The organism is Burkholderia sp. IT-111MI5 (genome assembly GCF_949752865.1).
Lineage (GTDB): Bacteria > Pseudomonadota > Gammaproteobacteria > Burkholderiales > Burkholderiaceae > Burkholderia > Burkholderia pyrrocinia_C.
In genome coordinates this window covers 292,571-312,571 of the sequence record NZ_CATKIF010000072.1, presented here as the reverse complement: position 1 = coordinate 312,571, position 20,001 = coordinate 292,571, and the positions used below count along the sequence as shown (strand labels likewise).

20 protein-coding genes are annotated in these 20,001 nt (G+C 66.5%); 5 read left to right on the top strand and 15 right to left on the bottom strand.

The genetic code is table 11. From position 1 onward, the window contains the following. Nucleotides 1-943: 943 nt before the first annotated feature. The 15 genes from ACM6JT_RS34425 to ACM6JT_RS34355 all read right to left on the bottom strand — a co-directional run bounded on the left by ACM6JT_RS34425 (nt 944) and on the right by ACM6JT_RS34355 (nt 13,924). Complete coding sequence (locus tag ACM6JT_RS34425; protein ID WP_034182320.1) at nt 944-1,924, bottom strand: type II secretion system F family protein; 981 nt, start codon at nt 1,922-1,924, stop codon at nt 944-946. 37 nt (nt 1,925-1,961) lie between these two features. Then, nucleotides 1,962-2,939: a type II secretion system F family protein gene (locus tag ACM6JT_RS34420; protein WP_034182321.1), complete on the bottom strand. Its 978-nt coding sequence runs from the start codon at nt 2,937-2,939 to the stop codon at nt 1,962-1,964. 33 nt (nt 2,940-2,972) lie between these two features. Continuing rightward, the gene (locus ACM6JT_RS34415; RefSeq protein ID WP_034182322.1) at nt 2,973-4,340 is read right to left on the bottom strand and encodes a CpaF family protein; all 1,368 of its coding nucleotides are present in this window, start codon (nt 4,338-4,340) and stop codon (nt 2,973-2,975) included. 18 nt (nt 4,341-4,358) lie between these two features. Then, nucleotides 4,359-5,567, bottom strand: coding sequence for an AAA family ATPase (locus ACM6JT_RS34410; RefSeq protein ID WP_414858127.1), 1,209 nt, complete (start codon nt 5,565-5,567; stop codon nt 4,359-4,361). A gap of 22 nt (nt 5,568-5,589) precedes the next feature. Next, a complete protein-coding gene (locus tag ACM6JT_RS34405; protein WP_034182324.1) occupies nt 5,590-6,033 on the bottom strand; it encodes a TadE/TadG family type IV pilus assembly protein in 444 nt (147 codons plus the stop codon). Then, a complete protein-coding gene (locus tag ACM6JT_RS34400; RefSeq protein WP_034182325.1) occupies nt 6,030-6,563 on the bottom strand; it encodes a TadE/TadG family type IV pilus assembly protein in 534 nt (177 codons plus the stop codon). Before ACM6JT_RS34400 ends, ACM6JT_RS34405 begins: the two co-directional genes overlap by 4 nt. Nucleotides 6,564-6,575: 12 nt before the next feature. Beyond that, entirely contained in the window at nt 6,576-7,841 is a 1,266-nt protein-coding gene (locus tag ACM6JT_RS34395) for a pilus assembly protein TadG-related protein (RefSeq protein ID WP_414858126.1), read from the bottom strand. Between the two features lie 25 nt (nt 7,842-7,866). Further along, entirely contained in the window at nt 7,867-8,169 is a 303-nt protein-coding gene (locus tag ACM6JT_RS34390; protein ID WP_034182327.1) for a hypothetical protein, read from the bottom strand. Nucleotides 8,170-8,190: 21 nt separating this feature from the next. Further along, nucleotides 8,191-10,122 carry a type II and III secretion system protein family protein gene (locus ACM6JT_RS34385; protein ID WP_034182328.1) on the bottom strand — a complete coding sequence of 644 codons (1,932 nt, stop codon included), beginning with the start codon at nt 10,120-10,122 and terminating at the stop codon, nt 8,191-8,193. A 104-nt stretch (nt 10,123-10,226) separates the two neighbouring features. Then, nucleotides 10,227-11,072, bottom strand: coding sequence for a Flp pilus assembly protein CpaB (gene cpaB, locus ACM6JT_RS34380; protein ID WP_034182329.1), 846 nt, complete (start codon nt 11,070-11,072; stop codon nt 10,227-10,229). Nucleotides 11,073-11,107: 35 nt separating this feature from the next. Continuing rightward, complete coding sequence (locus ACM6JT_RS34375; protein ID WP_243567352.1) at nt 11,108-12,508, bottom strand: ATP-binding protein; 1,401 nt, start codon at nt 12,506-12,508, stop codon at nt 11,108-11,110. A 32-nt stretch (nt 12,509-12,540) separates the two neighbouring features. Beyond that, nucleotides 12,541-13,080: a prepilin peptidase gene (locus tag ACM6JT_RS34370; RefSeq protein WP_034182331.1), complete on the bottom strand. Its 540-nt coding sequence runs from the start codon at nt 13,078-13,080 to the stop codon at nt 12,541-12,543. 28 nt (nt 13,081-13,108) lie between these two features. Then, nucleotides 13,109-13,318, bottom strand: coding sequence for a Flp family type IVb pilin (locus ACM6JT_RS34365; protein WP_034182332.1), 210 nt, complete (start codon nt 13,316-13,318; stop codon nt 13,109-13,111). Between the two features lie 81 nt (nt 13,319-13,399). Next, on the bottom strand, nt 13,400-13,591 hold the full coding sequence (locus ACM6JT_RS34360; protein WP_011349893.1) for a Flp family type IVb pilin: 192 nt from the start codon (nt 13,589-13,591) through the stop codon (nt 13,400-13,402). Nucleotides 13,592-13,732: 141 nt separating this feature from the next. After that, a complete protein-coding gene (locus ACM6JT_RS34355) occupies nt 13,733-13,924 on the bottom strand; it encodes a Flp family type IVb pilin (RefSeq protein WP_034182591.1) in 192 nt (63 codons plus the stop codon). A 1,047-nt stretch (nt 13,925-14,971) separates the two neighbouring features. Between ACM6JT_RS34355 and ACM6JT_RS34350 the strand changes: the two genes are divergently transcribed. The 5 genes from ACM6JT_RS34350 to ACM6JT_RS34330 all read left to right on the top strand — a co-directional run bounded on the left by ACM6JT_RS34350 (nt 14,972) and on the right by ACM6JT_RS34330 (nt 19,967). Further along, nucleotides 14,972-16,210, top strand: coding sequence for a glycosyltransferase family 87 protein (locus tag ACM6JT_RS34350; RefSeq protein ID WP_414858125.1), 1,239 nt, complete (start codon nt 14,972-14,974; stop codon nt 16,208-16,210). After that, complete coding sequence (locus ACM6JT_RS34345; RefSeq protein WP_414858124.1) at nt 16,207-17,586, top strand: glycosyltransferase family 87 protein; 1,380 nt, start codon at nt 16,207-16,209, stop codon at nt 17,584-17,586. The genes ACM6JT_RS34350 and ACM6JT_RS34345 overlap by 4 nt, the downstream gene beginning before the upstream one ends. 24 nt (nt 17,587-17,610) lie before the next feature. Next, nucleotides 17,611-18,654 (top strand): glycosyltransferase family 2 protein, encoded by a 1,044-nt coding sequence (locus ACM6JT_RS34340; protein ID WP_407972907.1) that lies wholly within the window; start codon nt 17,611-17,613, stop codon nt 18,652-18,654. Between the two features lie 16 nt (nt 18,655-18,670). Further along, nucleotides 18,671-19,054 carry a GtrA family protein gene (locus ACM6JT_RS34335; protein ID WP_243567347.1) on the top strand — a complete coding sequence of 128 codons (384 nt, stop codon included), beginning with the start codon at nt 18,671-18,673 and terminating at the stop codon, nt 19,052-19,054. Between the two features lie 409 nt (nt 19,055-19,463). Continuing rightward, the gene (locus tag ACM6JT_RS34330; protein WP_034182337.1) at nt 19,464-19,967 is read left to right on the top strand and encodes an inclusion body family protein; all 504 of its coding nucleotides are present in this window, start codon (nt 19,464-19,466) and stop codon (nt 19,965-19,967) included. Nucleotides 19,968-20,001 lie beyond the last annotated feature (34 nt).

The window sequence follows — 20,001 nt, the reverse complement described above, 5'->3', positions numbered from 1 at the left end:
GGGGCACCGTCGATGCGCGACGCGCGCCGCCGCGCCGGCCGTGCGCGGGCCGCTGCGCGTGCGCTTCGCGGTGCTGGAGTCGGTGCGGAAACGGTCTTGCGGGCGCGGTGGTACGCGCCGGCGGTCAGGAATCGGGAGGAAGCGGACCGGGAAGGATGCGCGGCGGATTCGCGGGGCCGTTCGAGGCCCGTGGACGCCGGCTCGATGAAGCGTCAGGCTGCGTGCTTGTCGCTGATTGCTCGTTCATGATTCCCCCGGCCTTGATCGTGCGTAACTGGCCTGTTTTCCGTATTGTCGGGCAGTCTCTTGATTTTCAAGTGTTTTTGTTCGGTCTTTCCGGTATGCGTGACGTTTTTCGTGTTCGTACCGTCATACGAGTTCGATTTTGAATAATGCTAGAAATTGGCACCGGAGATTTCAAGGAGATTTTCGGATAGCGTGCATGGCGCCGGTGCGCGTGAAGCGCCGAACCGTGCCGTTCTGGCTGCCTGCTGGCGGGACGGGGCGCGCGACAGAGATTACAAATTGCCTTCAATGAATCTGGCGTTTCGTCAACCGTCGTTTTCCCGCGGGTGCGTAAATAACGAACGGAAAGCAATCGCAATCAACAACTCGATGAACAATCCCGCGCATTATTGAATTGGATTAATTCGTCTGCGGGTGTTCAGCGTTTTCCGTCGCTTTTAACCGCGCCGGCGCAATGCCGGCAACGGGGCCTTCAGGGTTAGCAGTAGGGGGCAGCCGATGAGGGCGGTGGACTACGGCTTGCTCCATGGCCGACCATGGGTCCAGGTTGCATTGACGCCGCTATGGTCGACCTGTCTCGCGGCGCCGCCTGGGGAGGGAGCCTCCATGAAGCCTGTTGCCGTGCCGGCCGGCGCGTGTGTCGGGGCCGGCACGCAAAACCTCTGGCGCTGCGCTCGAAGCCGCGCGTGTCCGCCGCTCACGGCGCGATGCTGACGAACGTCGGCAGCAGCACGCGATAGACGTGAATCATCGCCGGCCCGAGCAGCACCAGCATCAGCGCGGGAAAGATGCAGAAGATCAGCGGGAACAGCAGCTTCAGCGCGATCTTCGCCGCCCGCTCTTCCGCGCGCATCCGCCGCCGCGTGCGCAGCATGTCCGACAGCACGCGCAGCGATTCGCTGATGCTCGTGCCGAAGCGATCGGCCTGGATCAGCATCGCGCAGAACGACTCGATGTCCTCGACGCCGGTGCGCAGCGCGAAATTGCGCAGCGCCGTCTCCTTCGTGAAGCCGGAGCGCATCTCGAGCAGCAGCAGGTCGAGTTCGCCTGCGACCACCTCGCTGCGAAACCGCAGCTCCTCGCTCACCCGCATCAGCGCCGCGTCGAGCCCGAGCCCCGCTTCGACGCACACCGTCAGCAGGTCTAGCGCGTCCGGAAAATCCTCGAAGATCGTCTGCTGGCGCACCTTGACCCGCTGCGACAGCACGATGTTCGGGATGTAGTAGCCGATGCCGGCGAGCGCCACGAGGATGGCCGACAACAGCGCGCGCTCGTCGCCGAGCTTGGTCGTGACCAGCCCCAGCAGCGCCATGCACGGCAACGCGAGCGCGAGCACCGTCTTCGCGGTGAAATACAGCGCGGCCGCGCTCTGGTTGCGCCATCCGGCATTCATCAGCCGGACGCGCAGCGGCGAATTCTCCCAGCCCTCCTTCGGCACCGACAGCTTCGAGATCGGGGTGGACAGATCGACCAGCTTCGCGACCCAGCGCGACGCCAGATCGTCGCCGTCGCCCGGGCCCGCGACGGCACCCGCGCCCGCACCGGCCCCGCCGGCCTGCTGGAGCCGGCGCTGGATGCTGCGCGGCGCGAACAGCAGCATCGCGACGAGCACCCCGCCGGCCACGAAGATGAACAAGCCGCCCAGCATCACGGCCTGGACCACGTTCAGATTTTGCATGACAGCCTCGCAAACGGTTCGTTATTCGACTCGCACGTCAGACGCGAATCCGGACAATCCGGCGGATCCAGAACAGGCCGAAGAGCATCGACACCAGCATCCCGCCGACCATCTTGATCCCTGCCGGATCCTCCCAGAGCACGGACAGGAACTCGCGGTTCAGCAGCGCCATCACCGCGGCGGTGCCGAACGGCAGCAGCCCGAGAATCCACGCCGACAGCCGCCCTTCCGCCGACAGCACGCGCACCTTGTCGAACAGCTTGAAGCGCTCGCGGATCAGCGCCGCGATGCTGTCGAGCAGCTCGGCCAGGTTGCCGCCCGTCTCGCGCTGGATCAGCACCGCGATCACGAAGTAGCGCAGATCCTGCACCGGCACGCGCGTCGCGAGGTTCATCAGCGCGTCGTGCAGCGACACGCCGTAGTTGACTTCGTCGAACGTGATCCGGAACTCGCCGCCCATCGGATCGGGAAACTCGTCGCCGACCATCCCGAGCGTGCCCGTGAACGAATGACCGGAACGCAGCGCGCGCGCGATCATGTCGCAGATGTCCGGCAGCTGCCGCTCGAGCTTGAGCATCCGGCGCGCACGGCGGCGCATCACGTACATCGTCGGCAGGCACCCGGCAAACAGCGCGCCCGGCAGTGCGGCCAGTTGCGGCAGCGTGGCGAGGCTCAGCGCGAGCCATGTGAACACCGCGAACACCACGCTGAGCACGATCAGCTTCGGAAGCGTCCAGTCGAGGCCCGATTGCTGGATCACGAGATCGAGCGAGTGCACGCGCGGCAAGCGCAACAGCAGCCGGTCGAACGGCTTCGAATCGTCGAGCATCCGCTTCTTCAGGATCGACAGCCGCTCCTGCTGCACGTTGCCGCCGGCCGACATCGCGCGAATGCGCGATTCGATCCGGCGCGCAGCGGCGCCGTGCCGCGCGTTCCACCATTGATAGACGCCTTCGATCGCGAGCACGACCGCGACGAAGGTGAGAATCACAAAACCGTAAAAGATCGTGTTCATGAAGCCTCCCCGGCAGCAAACGGCGCCATGTCGTCAGTCCGTCTCGTAACGCTGGGACGGGTCGTACAGCGAATCCGGCAGGTTGATGCCGAACGCCTGCAGCCGCTCGACGAACTTCGGCCGCACGCCGGTCGCGCAGAAGTGGCCGCGTACCGTGCCGTCGCGATCCACGCCGGTACGCTTGAACGTGAAGATCTCCTGCATGTTGATGATGTCGCCTTCCATCCCGGTCAGCTCCTGGATGCTGACGATCTTGCGCTTGCCGTCCGTCAGCCGCGCCGCCTGCACGACCACCGAGATCGCCGACGCGATCTGCTGGCGCATCGTCTTCGGCGGCAGCGACAGGCCGGAGACGCTGATCATGTTCTCGAGCCGCGTCAGCGCATCGCGCGGCGTGTTCGCGTGGATCGTCGCGAGCGAGCCTTCGTGGCCGGTGTTCATCGCGTTGAGCATGTCGAGCGCTTCGGCGCCGCGCACTTCGCCGAGGATGATCCGGTCCGGCCGCATCCGCAGCGCGTTGCGCACCAGCGTGCGCTGCGTGATCTCGCCCTTGCCCTCGATGTTCGGCGGGCGCGTCTCGAGCCGCAGCACGTGCGGCTGCTGGAGCTGCAGCTCGGCGGCGTCCTCGATCGTCACGATCCGCTCGTTGCGCGGGATGAAGCCGGACAGGATGTTGAGCAGCGTCGTCTTGCCGCTGCCGGTGCCGCCAGACACGAGCACGTTCACCTTCGCGTGCGACAGCGCATCGAGCAGCTCCGCCATCGGCGGCGTCAGGCTGTGGTAGCGCACCAGGTCGTCCATCTTCAGCGGGTTGACCGCGAAACGCCGGATCGACATCAGCGGCCCGTCGATCGCCGACGGCGGGATGATCGCGTTCACGCGCGAGCCGTCCGGCAGCCGCGCATCGACCATCGGGCTCGATTCGTCGATGCGGCGCCCGACGCGCGACACGATCTTCTCGATCACCTTCATCAGGTGCGCGTCGTCGTAGAACGTCACGTCGGTCAATTCGAGCTGGCCGCCGCGTTCGACATAGACCTGCCGGTACGTGTTCACGAGGATGTCGGAGATGCTCGGGTCGCGCAGCAGCGCTTCGAGCGGGCCGAAGCCGAACATCTCGTCGTACACGTCGATCGCGAGCTGCCGCCGCTCGATGTCGTTCGCGGGCGTCCGCTCGTCGTCGAGGATGCGCGAGATCAGCGAGGAGATTTCCTGGCGGACCTGCTCCTGCGGCAGCCGCGACAGGCGCTCCAGCTCGACGCGATCGAGCACGGTCTGGTGAATTTCGCGGCGCAGCTTCTGGTATGCGTCGCGTACCGACGAATGCGCCGGGCCGGCCGGCTCGCTGCCCGCCGCCAGCGGCTGGGCCCGGTGCAAGGACATCTGTTCGCGCAATGACATGACGGTTCCCCGAGAGATTTACATGGACTTGAGCTTCGGCGTGGCCTTGCGGCCGAACAGCCGGGACATCAGCGGTTCGCTGCGCGTCGCGCTGCGTCCGGCGCGCACTTCGCCGTCGACGAGTTGCTTCGCACAGCCCTGCAATGCACGCGCGACTGCGGTGCCGCGCGCGAGCCGCGACACCGGATGGCCCTGGTTGATCGCTTCGAGCACGGTGTCGGCGTCGTCGGGAATCATGCAGGCGGCCTGCAGGCCGAGCACTTCCTCGAGCGCGGTGCGGGTCCGGTCGCTCGCGCGCGTCGCGCGGTTCACGACCAGTCGCATCTGGTCGGTCGAGTAGCCGAGCGACACGAGGATTTCCAGCAGCCGGCGGCCGGCGCGCACGTGCGGCATCGCGGGCTGCAGCACGAGCTGGATCTGGTCGCTGCGATCGAGCGCGACCATCGACAGCGGATTGATGCAGACGCCGATGTCGAAGATCACGAAGTCGTAGCGCGGCGCGGCGACGCCGAGGATCCATTCGAGCGCGTCCTCGCGCATCTCGGCGGCCTTGACCGGATCGCCAGCGCCCGCGAGCACGTGGAAGTTCTCGGTCACGTGCGCGACGCTCGCGTCGAGAAACGCGCTGTCGAGCCGCTCGATCTGCGCGCAGAGCTGCGGCAGCGTCGACGGCGGGGTTTCGTCGCTGACCAGGAACGCCGCGTCGGCGAACTGCTGGTTCAGGTCGATCAGCAGCACGCGGCGCTTGAAGCCCTCGGCGATCTCGAACGCGACGTTGCTGGCGACGAAGCTCGTGCCGGCCCCGCCCTTGCACGACATGAACGACACGATCCGCGTATCGTCGGTGTCGCTTCGCGTGCTTTGCGCGGCGGCACGCTCGAGCGCGTTGCCGAGCGCCTGCCGGTCGAGCGGCCACTGCAGCACGTCGCGCGCGCCCGCGCGCATCGCGTCCAGCAGCACGTGCGGCGACGCATCCGCCGTCACGAGGATGCAGGTCAGGCCCGCGTGCGCGCGGCAGATCCGCTCGATCGCCGACAGCTCCGACGGATCGGTCGACGTGCCGTCGATCAGCAGGATGTCGAACGCGTCGAGCCCGTCGGTGCGGTGCTCGATCTGCGACGGCCGTCCGGTCGCGCGCGTCGCGCGATAGCGTCCGCAGTCGGCCACGAGGCGCGCGATCTGCGTGAGCCGCGCGGTATCGTCGGAAGCTACGAGGATATTGATCATGTCGTGTGCCTCGTCTGTTCAGTTAATTGCAGGCGGTGCCGCCGGTCGCGGAAGTCAGGCTTTCGCGCGGCAGCGTTGTCGTGAACGGCGGCATCTTGATCGTCACGTTCACGAACGGAATCATCGTCTTGACCGTGACGTTCTTGACGCTCACGGTCACGAACGAGCAGGTGTTCACGTCGCAGCTCGCCGGCGAGTAGTCCACCGACACGTTCGCGCTCGACAGCAGCGGCAGCAGCGCCGTCACGCGCTTCGCGACGCCGGCGGCATCCACGTCGCAGACCACCGCCGTGCGCGCGCCGAGGCGTACGGCCTCGCTCGCGGTGTTCCAGTAAAACAGCACGCGGCCGAATTCGAAGATGCCGATCAGCAGCATGATCAGCACCGACGCGATGAGCCCGAACTCGACGATCGTCGAGCCGCGCTCGCCGCGCCGGCGCGACAGCGGAAAATGGCGCGCGTTCATGACACTTGCCTCATCACGGTGACGATGTTGCCGAAGGTGATCGACGTCAGCCCCGGGTACGCGGGGATCGGTTGGTACTGGTAGCCCTTGATCTTCACTTCGACGACGTTGATGCTGCCCGTCGCCGTGCCGCTTGCCGCGTTGTTGTCCGCGTCGTAGGTCGGCAGGTTCGAGAACTGCGCCGGGTCGGACGCATCGCCGCAGCCGGTCGTATGCGACGCATCGCAGATGGTCACCATCGACGTGGTGAGCCCCGGCACCAGCTCGGTGCCTGCCGAGCCGCAGGTCGTGCTGCCGTATACGACGAGACACTGCGCCGCCGCCACCGGATACGCGCTGTCGCTCGGCAGCCAGATCGACAGGTAGCGCGCCGCGTCGCGCGTCGCCTTGGTCAGCGTCTCGTACTGGTAGATCGCGCGGCCGAACTCGGCCACGCCGGTCGCGAGCATGATCATCGGCATCAGTACGAGCGCGAACTCGACGGCGGCCACGCCACGGGTGCGCGAACGGCGAAACGGGGGCCTTTTCATGATCGCCTCTCCCTATTGAACGAGCATCGGCACCTGGACCCCGGATGCGCTGCCGTCGCCGGGCAACCCGTGCGTCGCGCACGGATTGTTGCCGGATACGGACGAGCCGAGGTATTCGAGGTGGGCTATGACACCGCCTTTGCCGGGGCTGAACGGCAACGGATCGAGCATCAGCACGCAGTCCCATTGCGTGATGTGCACCTTGCCGCTGCTGCCGCTCAGCGCCGAGCAGTCGCCTTCCGGCGCGAGCGCGACACGGCGGTCGCCGCCAAAGGTCTGGTAATTGCTCGCCGTCGCGGTGCCGTTGGTGGATATCCCGCTGCCCGCCGGCGGCGCACCGTCGCCCTGGTAGGTCTTGTAGGTCGTGCGGTCGGTCACGAACTGCGTGTATGCGTCGCCCTTGATGCCCGGCGTCCCGGGCGGCCCGTAGTTCGGGCCGACATACGCGTAGCCGGTGAAGTCGGGCTGGCCGCTGGACCCGTTCGCGCCGCTCGTATAGATGCCGAAGCGCGTATTCCAGGCGCGCAGCGCCGCCGACTTCAGGCCGGTGCTGCCGAGGTCGGGCGGGCTCTTGATATTGCAGGTGTTGCCCGACAGCTCGTTCGCGATGGTCGTTTCGTTCGTCGAGCCGTCGAGCGCCGCCCAGCCGAAGTTGCCGGGCCCGTAGGTCGAACCGGACGGCGACGTGATCCAGTCGCCGACGTTGTAGGGCGGCGCGCCCGTCGCGCGGCACACGAACACCGGGATCGCGCAGGTGGTCTGCCCGCCGCCGACCGTCGCGATCGCGCTCGCCGACACTTCGGCCGCGTTCGCGAGCTTCGTGCCCGGCAGCACGTTCAGCACCTCGATGAACCAGTGTGCGATGTTGCTCAGCGACGCGACGCACTTCACGTACTTGATGTTCGCCGGCGTCGCGACCGAGTTCTTCGTCAGGAACGGATTGGACAGCGAGTCGCTGAACGTGATGTTCGAATTCGTCAGCATCTGCACCGACTTGTTCTGGAAGAACACGAAATTCAGGTGGCCGGCGGCGATGCCGTTCGCCTCGGCGACCGACAGGCTGATGGCCGAAGTCAGGTCGCGTGCAGCCGACAGCGCGCACGCATCGGCGCTGTTCTGCAGTTCGCTGCGCGTGACGTACAGCTTGCCGAGGTCCAGCGCGAGACCGACGAACCCGATCATCACCGCCAGTGCGAGACCGACGATGATCGCGACGGCGCCGCGCTGGCGATGGAGGCCGCGACGCGTGACTTTCGGATAGCGAGCTGCGCTGGACATGGCGTTCTCCCTGAGCGTGCCGTCGTTATTGAGTCGCCTTGCCGATGCCGATCACGAACGCATTGGCAGGCGGCTGGATCTGCTTGAACGACTTGTCGTAGTTGTCGAGCGCGGCCGCGGCCGCGCCGCCGTCGATGCCCGACGCCGACGCCGATGCCGCGTGTTCGGCGGCATGCGGGTCGATGATCTGGGCCTGCATCACGGAGCGGACCGAGTCGCCGAAGCGGCTGTCCCACACCGGGGTCGACGACATGCAGCCGGCAAGCGCGAACGCGAGCGGTGCGGCGAGCGCCGCGCGGCGCACGAATACGAGGTAGGCGGATTTCATGGAGCTTCCCCTTGGATGGCTTCAACGATCGGTGGACTTGGGTTCCGAGCGCGCGACCTGCGCCCGGGCACCCGCGGGCACCCGTTGCTTCGGTCGCGCCGCCGGCTGGGCCGGCGTGTCGGGGCCGGCCGCCGCGAGGCGCGCGGCGGCGGCTTCGATACGTGCGACGCGGGCCGCGTTTGCCGCGTCTGGCTGCGGCGCGGTGGCCGCTACCGGCGCAGGCGTCTTCTGCGGCTCGGCCGGCACCGGCGGCTGTGCGTCCGTGCCCTGCGGCGCGCGCGGCGCGGGCAGTGCGGCGGCCGCAGCGGCGGGTGCTTCCGATTGCGGTGCAGGTGCCGGACCCTGGGCCGGAGCCTGGGCCGGTGCCTCCTGCGGTGCAGCCGCCGCGCCGTTCGCGGGTTGCGCGCCCGCCTTGCGGACCCCGCGGCGGCCTTCCATGTTGCCCGTCGCGTACACGTCGATTTCGTGCGGCTTCGAGAAGCTGTCGGTCGGCAACTGCACGTCCGCGGTCTGCATCGGCTTCACGAGGTGCGGCGTGATCAGGAAGATCAGCTCGGTGCGGTCCTGCTGGAACGACGTGCTGCGGAACAGCGCGCCGAGCACCGGCACTTCGCCCACACCCGGGATCGCCTTCAGCGCGCCGCTCGCGTTGTCCTTGATCAGCCCGCCGATCGCGAACGATTCGCCGTCGCTCATCTGGACCGTCGTCGAAGCACGCCGCGTCGTGATCAGCGGCAGGATCGACGTGCCGCCGATGTTGGTCGCGCTCAGCGTGACGCCCGTCTGCGACAGCTCCGACACTTCCGGTGCGACCTTCAGGCTGATCCGGCCGTTCGCCAGCACCGTCGGCGTGAACTTCAGCGCGACGCCGAACTCCTCTTCCTGCAGCGTGATCGACGACGTGCCGTTGCCGCTGCTCTGCGGGATCGGGATGAAGATCTTGCCGCCGGCGAGGAACGTCGCTTCCTGGCCGCTGATCGTCACGAGATTCGGCTCCGCGAGGATCTTGACGAGGTTGTCGGTGTTCTGTGCGTCGGCCGAGATGCTGAACGGCTTGTTGTTCGCCTTGTTGAAGATGGCCCCGCTCGCGACGCCCGCGAGCAGGTTGCTGACCAGCGCGCCGCTCCACGAACCGAACCCGCCCTGGATGTTGAACGCGCTGCCCATCTGGTTGATCAGCGTCTTCGACACCTCGGCCACCTTCACCTCGAGCATCACCTGCTGCGGCGACGTGACGCTCAGCATGTTCAGCACGCCGGCGCCCTGCTTGCCGCCCCCGCCGGCATCACCCGCGCTGTCGCCGTACGCACGTGCGATCTGCACGGCCTGCTGCGCGGCCTGCGAGCTCGACACCGTGCCGGCCAGCACGATCGTGCCGGCCGCGGTCGACACGTGGATGTCGCGTTCTCCCGGCAGCAGTTGCAGCAGCGATGCCTGCAGGCCGCCGGCGTCCGCGCCGACCGCGACGTCGATCACGCGGCATGCGCCGCTCTTGCCCTGCACGATCATGTTGGTCGTGCCGACCGACAGCCCGAGGATGTACAGCGTCTGCGGCGACACCATCGTCGCCTGCGCGACGGCCGGGTTGCCGATCGTCCGATTGCGGACCGGCTCCGGCATCGGCACCAGCAGCGACTTGCCGAGCGGCACGCTGACGCTGCTCGACTCGCGCACGGCACCGACGCAGTTCGGCCCGCGCAGCGGCCCCGCCGCAGCGGCGGCCGCGGCGACCGGCGCCGGCGCCATGCTGATCGTCATCTGCACGGGCCCCTTGCCGACCGCGGCCGGCGCGCTGGCGCCGCCCTTCGTCAGCACGCCCGCCTCGATGCCTTCCTGGGCCAGTGCGCCATAAACGGTCAGCCATCCTGAACAGAGGATCGCGGCCATCATCGTGCCCCGTGCGACGCGAGTCCGCAGTGGGCCGGTACCTGTACGTTGCGATTTGAGCTTCATTTTGTTTGATCCCCCGAGAGACCGGCGCCGTGCCGGTTGTCGACTTCCGAGGCCGCCGTACCCTGCCGGCGGCCGATTTGTTTATCTGGCTGTGTTGATCTGCTTCAGAAACATTCGACGCTGCCCTTCACGCCGGCCAGCACGCCGACGCAGTCGCGCCGCGCTGCCGGCGCCGCGTGCGACGCGACGTGCACGCGCACCGTCCGCACCTGTGCGGGAACGGGAAGCGGCGGCAAATCGGGTACGGGCGGCTTGCCGAGCAGCGTCATCTTGGTCGCGCCACCCGTGTTCAGCGTCTTCTGGTCGACCTGATTGCGCAGCACGAGCGACAGCGTGCCGACGCTGCGCGCGAGGTCGAGCCGTTCGGCCTGGTCGGGCGTGACTTCCAGCGTGACCGCGTTGACGACCTTCGGTGCGGTGTCGTCGCGGCTGACCTGCTGTGCGACGGCGAGCACGAGGATGTGCTCGAGCACGATCTTGGAGATGCTCTGCCCGTCGGTCTTGCCCTGCTGCTCCTGCGTGTTGACGATCACGTCGACGTAGGTGCCCGGCAGCGCGAAGCCCGCGACGCCGACCACGTCGTTCACGCGCACCGTGATCGCGCGGCTGCCGTCGGCGATCACCGCGGACAGCCCGCCCTTCGTGCCGAGCGGTGCGAGCTTCGACTCGATCACCGGCTCGCCGCGCGCCAGGCTGGTGCGCACGACGCGCCCTTCGAGGGTTTTCGTATCGGTGAACGCGCCGGTCGGCACGCTGCCCGACGGCCAGCTCACCATGTGGATCTGGTTCGCCCCGAGCGGCTCGCCCAGGTTCAGGTCCGCGGCCGCCACCGCGACGGGCGTGACCGAGTTCGTGGATGTCTGCACCAGCCAGTGGGACGCGAACACGACCGCGGCAAGACCCGCGACCATCGCGACGGCCAGCATCATGAGCGCTCGACTGTTTTTCATGGCAATGCTCCTCGACGATTCGTAAAAAAAACGGCTCAACCGGTGATGTACGTACGTCCGCCTCGCTCAACGGGCGGCGTATGGTTGCCGTCCCGTTCGGGCGCTGCGCCGAAATAGCTCGCCCACGCGTCGTACAGCGCGTCGTGCGTCACCTCGGGCGGATCGCCGCGGTAACGTGCGCCGGCGGCGACAAGGCGCAGCAGATCCGCCGGAAAGCACGCGAGAAACGCCTTGCCGGTCGGCAGATGCAGCCGATGCAGCAGGAACTCGAATGCATCGCTCGCCGAGACGAGACCGAGCGATGTGCAGGCCGCGTCGTACACCGCGCGGTAGTGGTCGATCGACAGCGGACCGACGTGAAGCTTCGAGCCGAGGCGGCGCAGGAACGCGTCGTCGCAGAACTGTTCCGGCGCGAGGTTGCTCGAGAACACCGGCCACACGTCGAACGGCAGCACGAAGCGGTTGCCGGATTCGAGCGTCAGGAAATCGACGCCGCGATCGAGCGGGCGCAGCCAGCGATTGAGCAGGTCGCGCGGCTCGACGCGCTGGCGGCCGAGATCGTCGACGATGTACATGCCCATGTTCGCCTTCATGTGCGGTGGCGCCTGGTAGAAGCCGGCAGCTTCATCGCGGCGCAGGTCGAGCTCGTCGAGCGTCAGTTCGCCGCCGGACAGCACGACCGGCCGCTTGCACAGGCGCCAGCGGCGATCGAGCGACTGGCCGCCGGATTGCGGTTCCGCGTCGACATGCACGAGCGGGTCGTAGATCTGGATCACTTCACCGGCCGCGCAGATCGCGTGCGGCACCGGCACGCGGCCGTGCATCAGCGCGCCGAGCCGCTCGGCGAGGAAGGTCTTGCCGCTGCCGGCCGGACCGTAGATCAGCAGCGGACGGCCCGCGTTCAGCGCCGCGGCCGCCGCATCGATGACCGACGTGTCGATCACGATGCCTTCGAACGCGGCCCACACGTCGCCCTGGTCGATGTGCAGCTTGCGCACCGAATGCGCGCTCACGCATTCGAGATACGCTTCGAGCGTGACCGGCGCGGGGCCGCTGTAACCGCTGCGCGCGCGTTCCTCGAGCGCGAGCACGCGGCCCGCGTCGGTCAGGCGGAACGTCACGTCGAGATCGGTCGCGCCGCGATGGGTGAGCTCGACGAGATGCTCGCGCACCAGGAACGCGAAGACGTCGTCGAGCACCGCGAGCGGCAGGCAGTGCCGCTCGACCAGGTCGCCGTACGAAGGGCGGCCGAGCATCAGCGTCGACTTCAGCACGAGCCCGGCGACGAACGTCATGCTCAGCCCGGTTTCGCCGAGCGAGCGCGGCGCCGCCGGCAGCTGCGCGCCCAGCTTCGTATTGGCCTCCCGCGACGGCAACGGATCGGGCAGTTTGGATACCTGCGCGTCGCGTCTCGGTTCGGTGTGATTCGTGTTCATGGTCGTTCCATCCTCGTTGCGGGCTCGTCGCGCTACGCGCACGACGCGAACAGCATGCCCAGCGTGCCGGCCGCGATCGCGACGCCGTACGGCAGCGTGCCGACCGACGCGATTTCCGCTGGGCCGTCGGCTGCCCCTGCGCGCGCCCCTTGCGAACGGCGCGCGATCAGCACGCGGACGTTCGCCCACATCCGGCGCATCCGCCCGCGCAGCAGCGCGAACGCGATGGCACCGATCCCGCCGGCCACGAAGGTGGCCAGCACGATGTAAAACGTCATTTCCGCGCCGACCCATGCACCGATCGCGAGCATCAGCTTCACGTCGCCGGCCGCCATCCCGCGCAACAGGTAGAACGGCAGCAGCAGGCCGAAGCCGGTCGCTGCTCCCGCGAGCCATCCGAGTGCGCCTGCCAGGACGCCGTGCAGCATGCACTGGGCGACCAGCGCGCCGACGAGTCCGGCCGCGACGAGGCGGTTCGGAATGCGGCGGGCCGCGATGTCCGTGCTGGCCGCGGCGACCGCGAGCAGCGTCACGCACAACGGAACCGGGTACGGCGGCGCGACGAGTAACATGGCGAACCTCGCGGAGCGAATCGATGGATCAGGAAACCATTGCAAGCGCGGTGGTCACGGCAGCCGTCAAGGCTGTTGCGATCACCTCGTACGTATCGGCCAGCGAGCCTCTCAGCGTGACGACGCTGCCCAGCACCGCGACGGCGAACATCGCCCCGAGCAACGCATATTCGATCGACGTCACACCCTGCTCGTCGCCGATCCAGCGGCGACATACGGCACGCACCCTGGCTTGCATGATGGTCTCCGGTTCCGGTTGATCAGATGACCGGGGACGGCTCGAGCACTGCACCAGCCGAGCCGTCCGCGGTACGGTCCATCAGATGCCTGCCACCGCCGAATCCAGGTCGGCCGCGATCGTGCTGAACACGGTCTTGAGGTCCTTCCCGATCGTCGACAGCGCGAGGATGATGCCTACCGCGATCAGTGCGGCGATCAGGCCGTATTCGATGGCGGTCACGCCGTCTTCATCGCGGACGAAACGGCTGGCTTGTTGAATGAACTTGGACATGGTTATCTCCTTGCGTGATGACTTTCAAAGCCCTCGTGTACCGGCTGGATCGATCGATCTGGCATCGATACGTCGAGGAAAGTTGTTAATGCCGTGTGGTGCCGGCGAACGATTCGGACGAGCCGCCCGCCGCACCGTCCATCAGAGTCCTGCTACCGCCGAGTCCAGATCTGCGGCGATCGTGCTGAACACGGTCTTCAGATCCGTACCGACCGTCGCCAACGCGGCGACGATGCCGATCGCGATCAGTGCGGCGATCAGGCCGTATTCAATGGCCGTCACGCCGCGCTGATCCCGAATGAACCAGGCGATCTTTTCGATGATTCTTGACATGAGCATTCTCCTTTCGGACTGCTATGAAATACCCTTCGTCTGTCATGACGTCGGGGACGGGCACCACCGGCACTACAAGAAAATCGAAACGCGACGCTCAGCTGCGAGGACAGGGATGCGCACACCTGTCCGTGAGAACGGATTTCTGTGAGAGGGAACGCGAGAGATGCGCGTCCGATTCGACGAGCCGGATAAACCGGGCTGGACGATCGACCTGAACGGCGTGACTGCCGTTCGACGCACGGAGTTCGATTGAACGGGAGCAAAACTCCCGGCGATGCTGAAAATCGCTTTTGTCGCGGCTCGCCGGCCGCGATGTGCTTTGCTGTTTCATTTTTATTCCCCGTCTGCTGCGATGCCGATTTCTTTTTGCCCTGACGATCCCGGGTCTCGTTGGCCGATCGACGAAGGTTCTCGCGGTTCATCGACCTGGAGCTGCGTGTTTTCCCCGACGCGCTCCGGCCCTCTTCTCCGCAGGTGATTCCGGAGCTGGTTCCGTCTGTTCCCGGAACCGCCCGGTCGTCACGTCGTCGACTGCCGTGCCAACGCTGACGCAAAGAGCAGGCCACCTCGAGCGAAATCCAGGCGTATCAAGGGTTCCGGCGATCTCCGGGTTCCCGCGTCAATGGTGCGACGAACGAAATGTTTCAACTTTGATATATGCATTCCCGCGAGCGAGGTACGCCGGAACGCTCGCCGCCGCGCTGCACAAAGGATCCAAAATTTTTTCTCGGGACTTTCCCGAACGCGGGCAGCCGGTTGCATTTCACGGGATCGGCGGGACGCGACACCGCTCGAAAACACGGAATGTTTCAAGCCAGAAACATGAAATCCGGCCGGGTCGTTTTCTCATACCTGAAAACGCGGTTTTCGCGCCTGTCACCGATTGATCGGGATCACGGCTTCCAGTGCGCGGTTTGCATCACGCGATTTTTTCTTCAACAATGAATTCACCGGACAACGCCATTCAGAGCGATTCGATCCGGCGGCACGACAACATGAAACGGCTGCGACAGACCAGGCAGCCTCCACTACATACGGGGCATCATGTACACAGCCAATCGTGGAACGCGCGATCGCGCCATATGCCGGGCTCAATGGCTGACGGCGGACCGGATCGTTCCGTACAGCTGCATCATGCTGATGCTCTTCGCCGCGCTGCTGGCCATCTGGGGCGTCGTGACGGACGGCTTCACGTCGAATGCCACCGCCCGCCCGGGCACCGACTTCTCGGTCTTCTGGACCGCATCGAACCTCGTGTTGCAAGGCCACGCCGCAGCGGCCTACGACTCTTCGTTATTCCTGCAGGCCGAGTTCGCGCACTTCGGTGCGTATCTGCAGCACCGGCCGCTTCCCTGGCTCTATCCGCCGACGATGTTGCTGTTCATCGCGCCGGTTGCCCTCGTGCCTTTCCTGCCCGCATATTTCCTCTTTTTCGCGGGCAGTCTTTTATGCTACGCGTTCGCCGTCTCGCGGTTGTCGGGATTGCGCGCGCATCTTCCGCACCCGCGCGCCGCGGCGCTCGTCGTGGTCGCGTATTCGGCGGTGTGCATGTCCGCGCTGTTCGGCCAGAACAGCATCCTGACCGCCGGCCTCGCCGCGCTCGCGCTGCATCTGCTCGGCAAGCGTCCGGTCGCGGCCGGCGTGCTGATCGGGCTGCTCGCGATCAAGCCGCAACTCGCCGTCGTGTTTCCGTTCGTGCTGATCGCGACGCGGGCGTGGCGCACGTTCGCGGCGGCGGCGCTCAGCGCGACGCTGTTCGCGGCGGCCGGCATCGCGCTGGCCGGGCCCGGCGCGCTGCACGGCTTGAGCCACGCCATGTCGACGGTACGCGACCAGCATTTCATGCTCGCGTCGTACTGGCTCGCGTCGCCGACGCCGTTCGCCGCGCTGCGGCTCGCGGGTGCGCCGGTGGCGGCCGCGCTGGCCGTGCAAGCGGCGGTCGCGCTGCTGGCGATCGCCGCGGCCGTCGACGTGTGGCGCCGCACGCGCGACATGCGCCTGCGCGCCGCGGTGCTGGCCGTCGCCACGCTGCTGACGACGCCCTATCTGTGGAACTACGAACTGACCTGGCTCGGCATCGCGATCTTCTGCCTGATCGCACACGGTCTCGACGAAGGCTGGCTGCCCGGCGACCAGGGCATCCTCGTGCTCGCGTGGTTGCTGCCGATCTTCGAGATGTTCAACCGGCTGATGAAGCTGCCGCAGATCGGGCCGGTCGTGCTGCTCGCGGTGCTGTTCGTCGTCGTGCGCCGCACGGCACTCGCGTCACGGAGCGCGCAATGAAAACGCCTTCGTTCGCCCGCCATGCGCATTCCGCCGTCGATCTGCATCCGGAACTCCCGATCGCGGGCCCGCGCCGCTATCCGCACTGGCTCAATCGCGATCGCGTGCGCCTCTATGCGGCCGCCGTGCTGCTGACGGAACTGCTGTTCATCGTCATCTACGTGATCCGCGTGTTCCTGTCGCACAACGGTGCGCTAGAGCCGCTGTCGCAGGATTTCTCGCCGATCTGGAGCGCCGCGCGGCTCGCTGCGCACGGGCACGGTGCCGACGCATGGCATTTCCCCACGCTGTTCGCGGTCCAGAAGCTGGCAGTCCCGACGATGACGCTCACGGACGGCGCGCTGCCGTGGCTCTATCCGCCGACGATGCTGCTGCTCGTGCTGCCGCTCGGCTGGCTGCCGTACATGCTGGCACTCGTGCTGTGGCTCGGCGTCACGTATGTGCTGTTCGCCGCGACGATCCGCGCGACCGTGCAGCGCGATGCCGCGTGGCTGTGCGCGCTCGCGTTCCCCGGCGCGTTTCTCACCGTGATCGTCGGTCAGACCAGCCTCTTTACCGCGATGCTCGCCGGGATCGGCCTGCTCGCGCTGAACCGCCGCCCGGTATGCGCGGGGATCTGCTTCGGCTTGCTGACGATGAAGCCGCAGCTCGCGGTGCTGTTCCCGCTCGCGCTGCTGTGCGCGGGCCAGTGGCGCGCGCTGGCCGCGTGGGCCGCGACGATCGCCGGCTGCGTCGCGCTCGCGACGCTCGCGTTCGGTGTCGGCCCGTGGGTCACGTTCGCGCATGTGATCGGCAACGCCTATACGATCGTCGGCACCGGTCACGCCAAGCTCGCCCGCATGCCGACCGTGTTCGCACTCGCGACGATGGCCGGCTGGCCCGCGATCGTCGCGCGCGGCCTTCAGCTGCTGTCGGCCGCGGCCGCCGCGATCGCCGTCGTCTACGCGTGGCGCGGCGCGTGTTCCTACGCGCTGCGCGCCGCGACCCTTGCATGCGCATGCCTGCTCGTCAGCCCCTATCTGTACGACTACGACCTGACCTGGTATGGCATCGTGATCGCGTGGTACGCGCGTTATGCGTGGACGCACGGCTGGCGGCGCTTCGACCGCGAATGGCTGATGCTGCTGTGGCCGATGCCGCTCGCGGGCCTCGCGGTCGTCTCGCATCTGTCGTTCCAGTTCATGCCGCTCGTGACGCTCGCGTCGCTCGCGCTGCTCGTCAGCCGGATCGCGCAGGAAAGACACGACGTGCCGTCGATGCCCGACGCACGCGACGACTCGACCGAGACCGGCTTCGCACATCCGGTCCGACAGCACCACCGATCGGCGCACGGAATGCGCCGCACCGGCCGCCCGACGCTCGGCGCCGGCCGGTGAAGCGACATCACAAGGGGAATCATCATGCGGGAACCACTCTACACGCCGCTCGTTTCGCTGGTCGTGCCGTTCTATAACGAAGGCGAGGCCGTCGAGCGCTTCTTCGACGTCGTGATTCCGTTGCTGACGGCCATCGACGCGATCCGCTTCGAGATCGTCTGCGTGAACGACGGCAGCCGCGACGACACGCTCGAACGCCTGATCCGGATCAGCACCGGCGAGCGGCGCGTGCGCGTGATCGATCTCACCCGCAACTTCGGCAAGGAAGCGGCGCTGACGGCCGGCCTCGACGAAGCCGCCGGCGACGCGGTGATCCCGCTCGACGCCGACCTGCAGGATCCGCCGAGCCTGATTCCGGTGATGATCGAACACTGGCGCAACGGCGCGGAAGTCGTGGCGGCGAAGCGCAGCAACCGCGCATGCGATTCGTTCGCGAAGCGCACCGCGGCCGCGATCTACTACCGCGTGCACAACCTGCTGTCGGACGTGAAGCTGCCGGAGAACGTCGGCGATTTCCGGCTGATGGACCGCAAGGTCGTGAACGCGCTGCGCAACCTGCCCGAGCGGCACCGCTTCATGAAGGGGCTGTTCGCGTGGGTCGGCTTCAAGACCGTGATCGTCGAATACCAGCGCGACCCGCGCAGCGCCGGGCACTCGAAGTTCTCCGGCTGGAAGCTGTGGAATTTCGCGCTGGAAGGGATCACCAGCTTCAGCACGGTGCCGCTGCGCAGCTGGACCTATATCGGCGTCGGCATCGCCGCGCTCGCGTTCCTGTACGGCTCGTTCATCATCTTCCGCACGCTGCTGTTCGGCAATCCGGTGCTCGGCTACGCGTCGCTGATCTCGGTCACGCTGTTCATCGGCGGCATCGAACTGATCGGGATCGGTGTCGTCGGCGAATACATCGGGCGGATCTACGACGAGTCGAAGCAACGGCCCGTCTACCTGATCCGCCGCCGCTACCAGGCGCACGGCAAGGTGATCGAACTTCCGGTCGCGCGCGATGCGCGCCGCCAGATCGCACGCCGGCGCGTGCAGCCGAACCGTGCGCGGATCGACGTACGCTGAACGCGCGCAGACGGCCATGATCGACCTGCTCCATGCCGAGCGCACGCGGCTCGTGCGCTTCGGCTTGTCCGGGCTTTGTTCGACCGCGCTCCATACGCTGGTCGCGTCCGCGCTGTTCGCGCTGTTCGATGCGACGCTGGTCGCCGCGAACGCGGTCGCATTCCTGTGCGCGACGGCGTTCTCGTATCTCGCGAATACGCTGTGGAGCTTCTCGTCGACGGTGCATACGCGCAACGCGCTGCGTTTTCTCGTCGTCACGCTGGCCGGCTTCGTCGAAACGCTGCTGCTCGCGCGTGCCGCCGAAATGCTCGACATGTCGCGCGCGATGAGCATCGTCGCGATCGCGCTGCTGATCCCGCCGACGACGTTCGTGCTGCATCGGCTCTGGACCTACCGGTAAGCGCGCGATCGCCTGCCGCCCCGCGGCCGGCTACCTGTAGCGAATCACGCCCCCTTCCCGCTCCCGAATCGTCGTGCCGCCATGGCGACGAGCGCTCGAGATCGCGCCGGCCATCCGCCCCTTTCTCCGATCGAAAATAATCGACAAATCGATTAACAGATTCAATTTTCTTCTATTTATGTAACGCATCGATCCGATTGAATCCGATTTTCAACTTAATATACGATAATCATTTTTATAACCCTGTTTACTCTTACAGCTTCCATAATTAACCGAACGGGATAACCTGCATACGCCGTCGCGCCTGTACGTGCCACACATCGCACGGAGCCTTGCAGGACAAGGAGATGGCGGCCGCACGAAGCAGTTCTCGAAACGATAAGTCCCATTACTTAAAACGGGAGCTTCCATGTCACACTTTACCGATGTGCTCGTTTCATTCGATACCGAAACCATTCTCAAAAAGTATCCGAATCCCAGCAAGAATCCGGCCGCCCCGACGCTGATCGACTGGCATTATGTCTATATGGTGACCAACCAGGACAACGTAATCTCCGGGCAGGCGGGCGGCGAGCTCGACCTGAAGGCGCAGGTCGGCGACCTGATCCGCTGGCGCGAAACGAGCTTGTCGCTGGGCTTCGAGAACCAGGTCGTGTTCTACAAATTCGTCGGCAACGTCGGCAACGACTTGATCTCGACGCCGACGCCGCGGGTCGCGGAAGCGTCGATCCCGGTGCCGAACACCAGCAAGCCCGAGGTGCCGACATGCCAGAAGGTCGCGAACTACTACTGGTCATCGGAATGCCTGAAGGTCGGCCGCGTGACCTACCACTTCCAGTTCCAGATCATCGATCGCAACTGCCAGAGCCAGGGTTGCTTCTCATGGGATCCGTTCATCACGATCCACAACTGATCGCGGCGGGCGGGCGGCCGCGCGGCGGGCGCCC

Excerpts from the sequence above, each read along its gene's own strand:
- ACM6JT_RS34335 (WP_243567347.1), top strand. The coding sequence starts at position 18,671 with ATGATCGACCTGCTCCATGCCGAGCGCACGCGGCTCGTGCGCTTCGGC.
- ACM6JT_RS34405 (WP_034182324.1), bottom strand. The coding sequence starts at position 6,033 with ATGAACGCGCGCCATTTTCCGCTGTCGCGCCGGCGCGGCGAGCGCGGC.
- ACM6JT_RS34340 (WP_407972907.1), top strand. The coding sequence starts at position 17,611 with ATGCGGGAACCACTCTACACGCCGCTCGTTTCGCTGGTCGTGCCGTTC.
- ACM6JT_RS34345 (WP_414858124.1), top strand. The coding sequence starts at position 16,207 with ATGAAAACGCCTTCGTTCGCCCGCCATGCGCATTCCGCCGTCGATCTG.
- ACM6JT_RS34395 (WP_414858126.1), bottom strand. The coding sequence starts at position 7,841 with ATGTCCAGCGCAGCTCGCTATCCGAAAGTCACGCGTCGCGGCCTCCAT.
- ACM6JT_RS34415 (WP_034182322.1), bottom strand. The coding sequence starts at position 4,340 with ATGTCATTGCGCGAACAGATGTCCTTGCACCGGGCCCAGCCGCTGGCG.
- ACM6JT_RS34425 (WP_034182320.1), bottom strand. The coding sequence starts at position 1,924 with ATGCAAAATCTGAACGTGGTCCAGGCCGTGATGCTGGGCGGCTTGTTC.
- ACM6JT_RS34350 (WP_414858125.1), top strand. The coding sequence starts at position 14,972 with ATGTACACAGCCAATCGTGGAACGCGCGATCGCGCCATATGCCGGGCT.
- ACM6JT_RS34420 (WP_034182321.1), bottom strand. The coding sequence starts at position 2,939 with ATGAACACGATCTTTTACGGTTTTGTGATTCTCACCTTCGTCGCGGTC.
- ACM6JT_RS34360 (WP_011349893.1), bottom strand. The coding sequence starts at position 13,591 with ATGTCCAAGTTCATTCAACAAGCCAGCCGTTTCGTCCGCGATGAAGAC.
- ACM6JT_RS34375 (WP_243567352.1), bottom strand. The coding sequence starts at position 12,508 with ATGAACACGAATCACACCGAACCGAGACGCGACGCGCAGGTATCCAAA.
- ACM6JT_RS34410 (WP_414858127.1), bottom strand. The coding sequence starts at position 5,567 with ATGATCAATATCCTCGTAGCTTCCGACGATACCGCGCGGCTCACGCAG.
- cpaB (WP_034182329.1), bottom strand. The coding sequence starts at position 11,072 with ATGAAAAACAGTCGAGCGCTCATGATGCTGGCCGTCGCGATGGTCGCG.
- ACM6JT_RS34370 (WP_034182331.1), bottom strand. The coding sequence starts at position 13,080 with ATGTTACTCGTCGCGCCGCCGTACCCGGTTCCGTTGTGCGTGACGCTG.
- ACM6JT_RS34400 (WP_034182325.1), bottom strand. The coding sequence starts at position 6,563 with ATGAAAAGGCCCCCGTTTCGCCGTTCGCGCACCCGTGGCGTGGCCGCC.
- ACM6JT_RS34385 (WP_034182328.1), bottom strand. The coding sequence starts at position 10,122 with ATGAAGCTCAAATCGCAACGTACAGGTACCGGCCCACTGCGGACTCGC.
- ACM6JT_RS34365 (WP_034182332.1), bottom strand. The coding sequence starts at position 13,318 with ATGCAAGCCAGGGTGCGTGCCGTATGTCGCCGCTGGATCGGCGACGAG.
- ACM6JT_RS34390 (WP_034182327.1), bottom strand. The coding sequence starts at position 8,169 with ATGAAATCCGCCTACCTCGTATTCGTGCGCCGCGCGGCGCTCGCCGCA.
- ACM6JT_RS34330 (WP_034182337.1), top strand. The coding sequence starts at position 19,464 with ATGTCACACTTTACCGATGTGCTCGTTTCATTCGATACCGAAACCATT.
- ACM6JT_RS34355 (WP_034182591.1), bottom strand. The coding sequence starts at position 13,924 with ATGTCAAGAATCATCGAAAAGATCGCCTGGTTCATTCGGGATCAGCGC.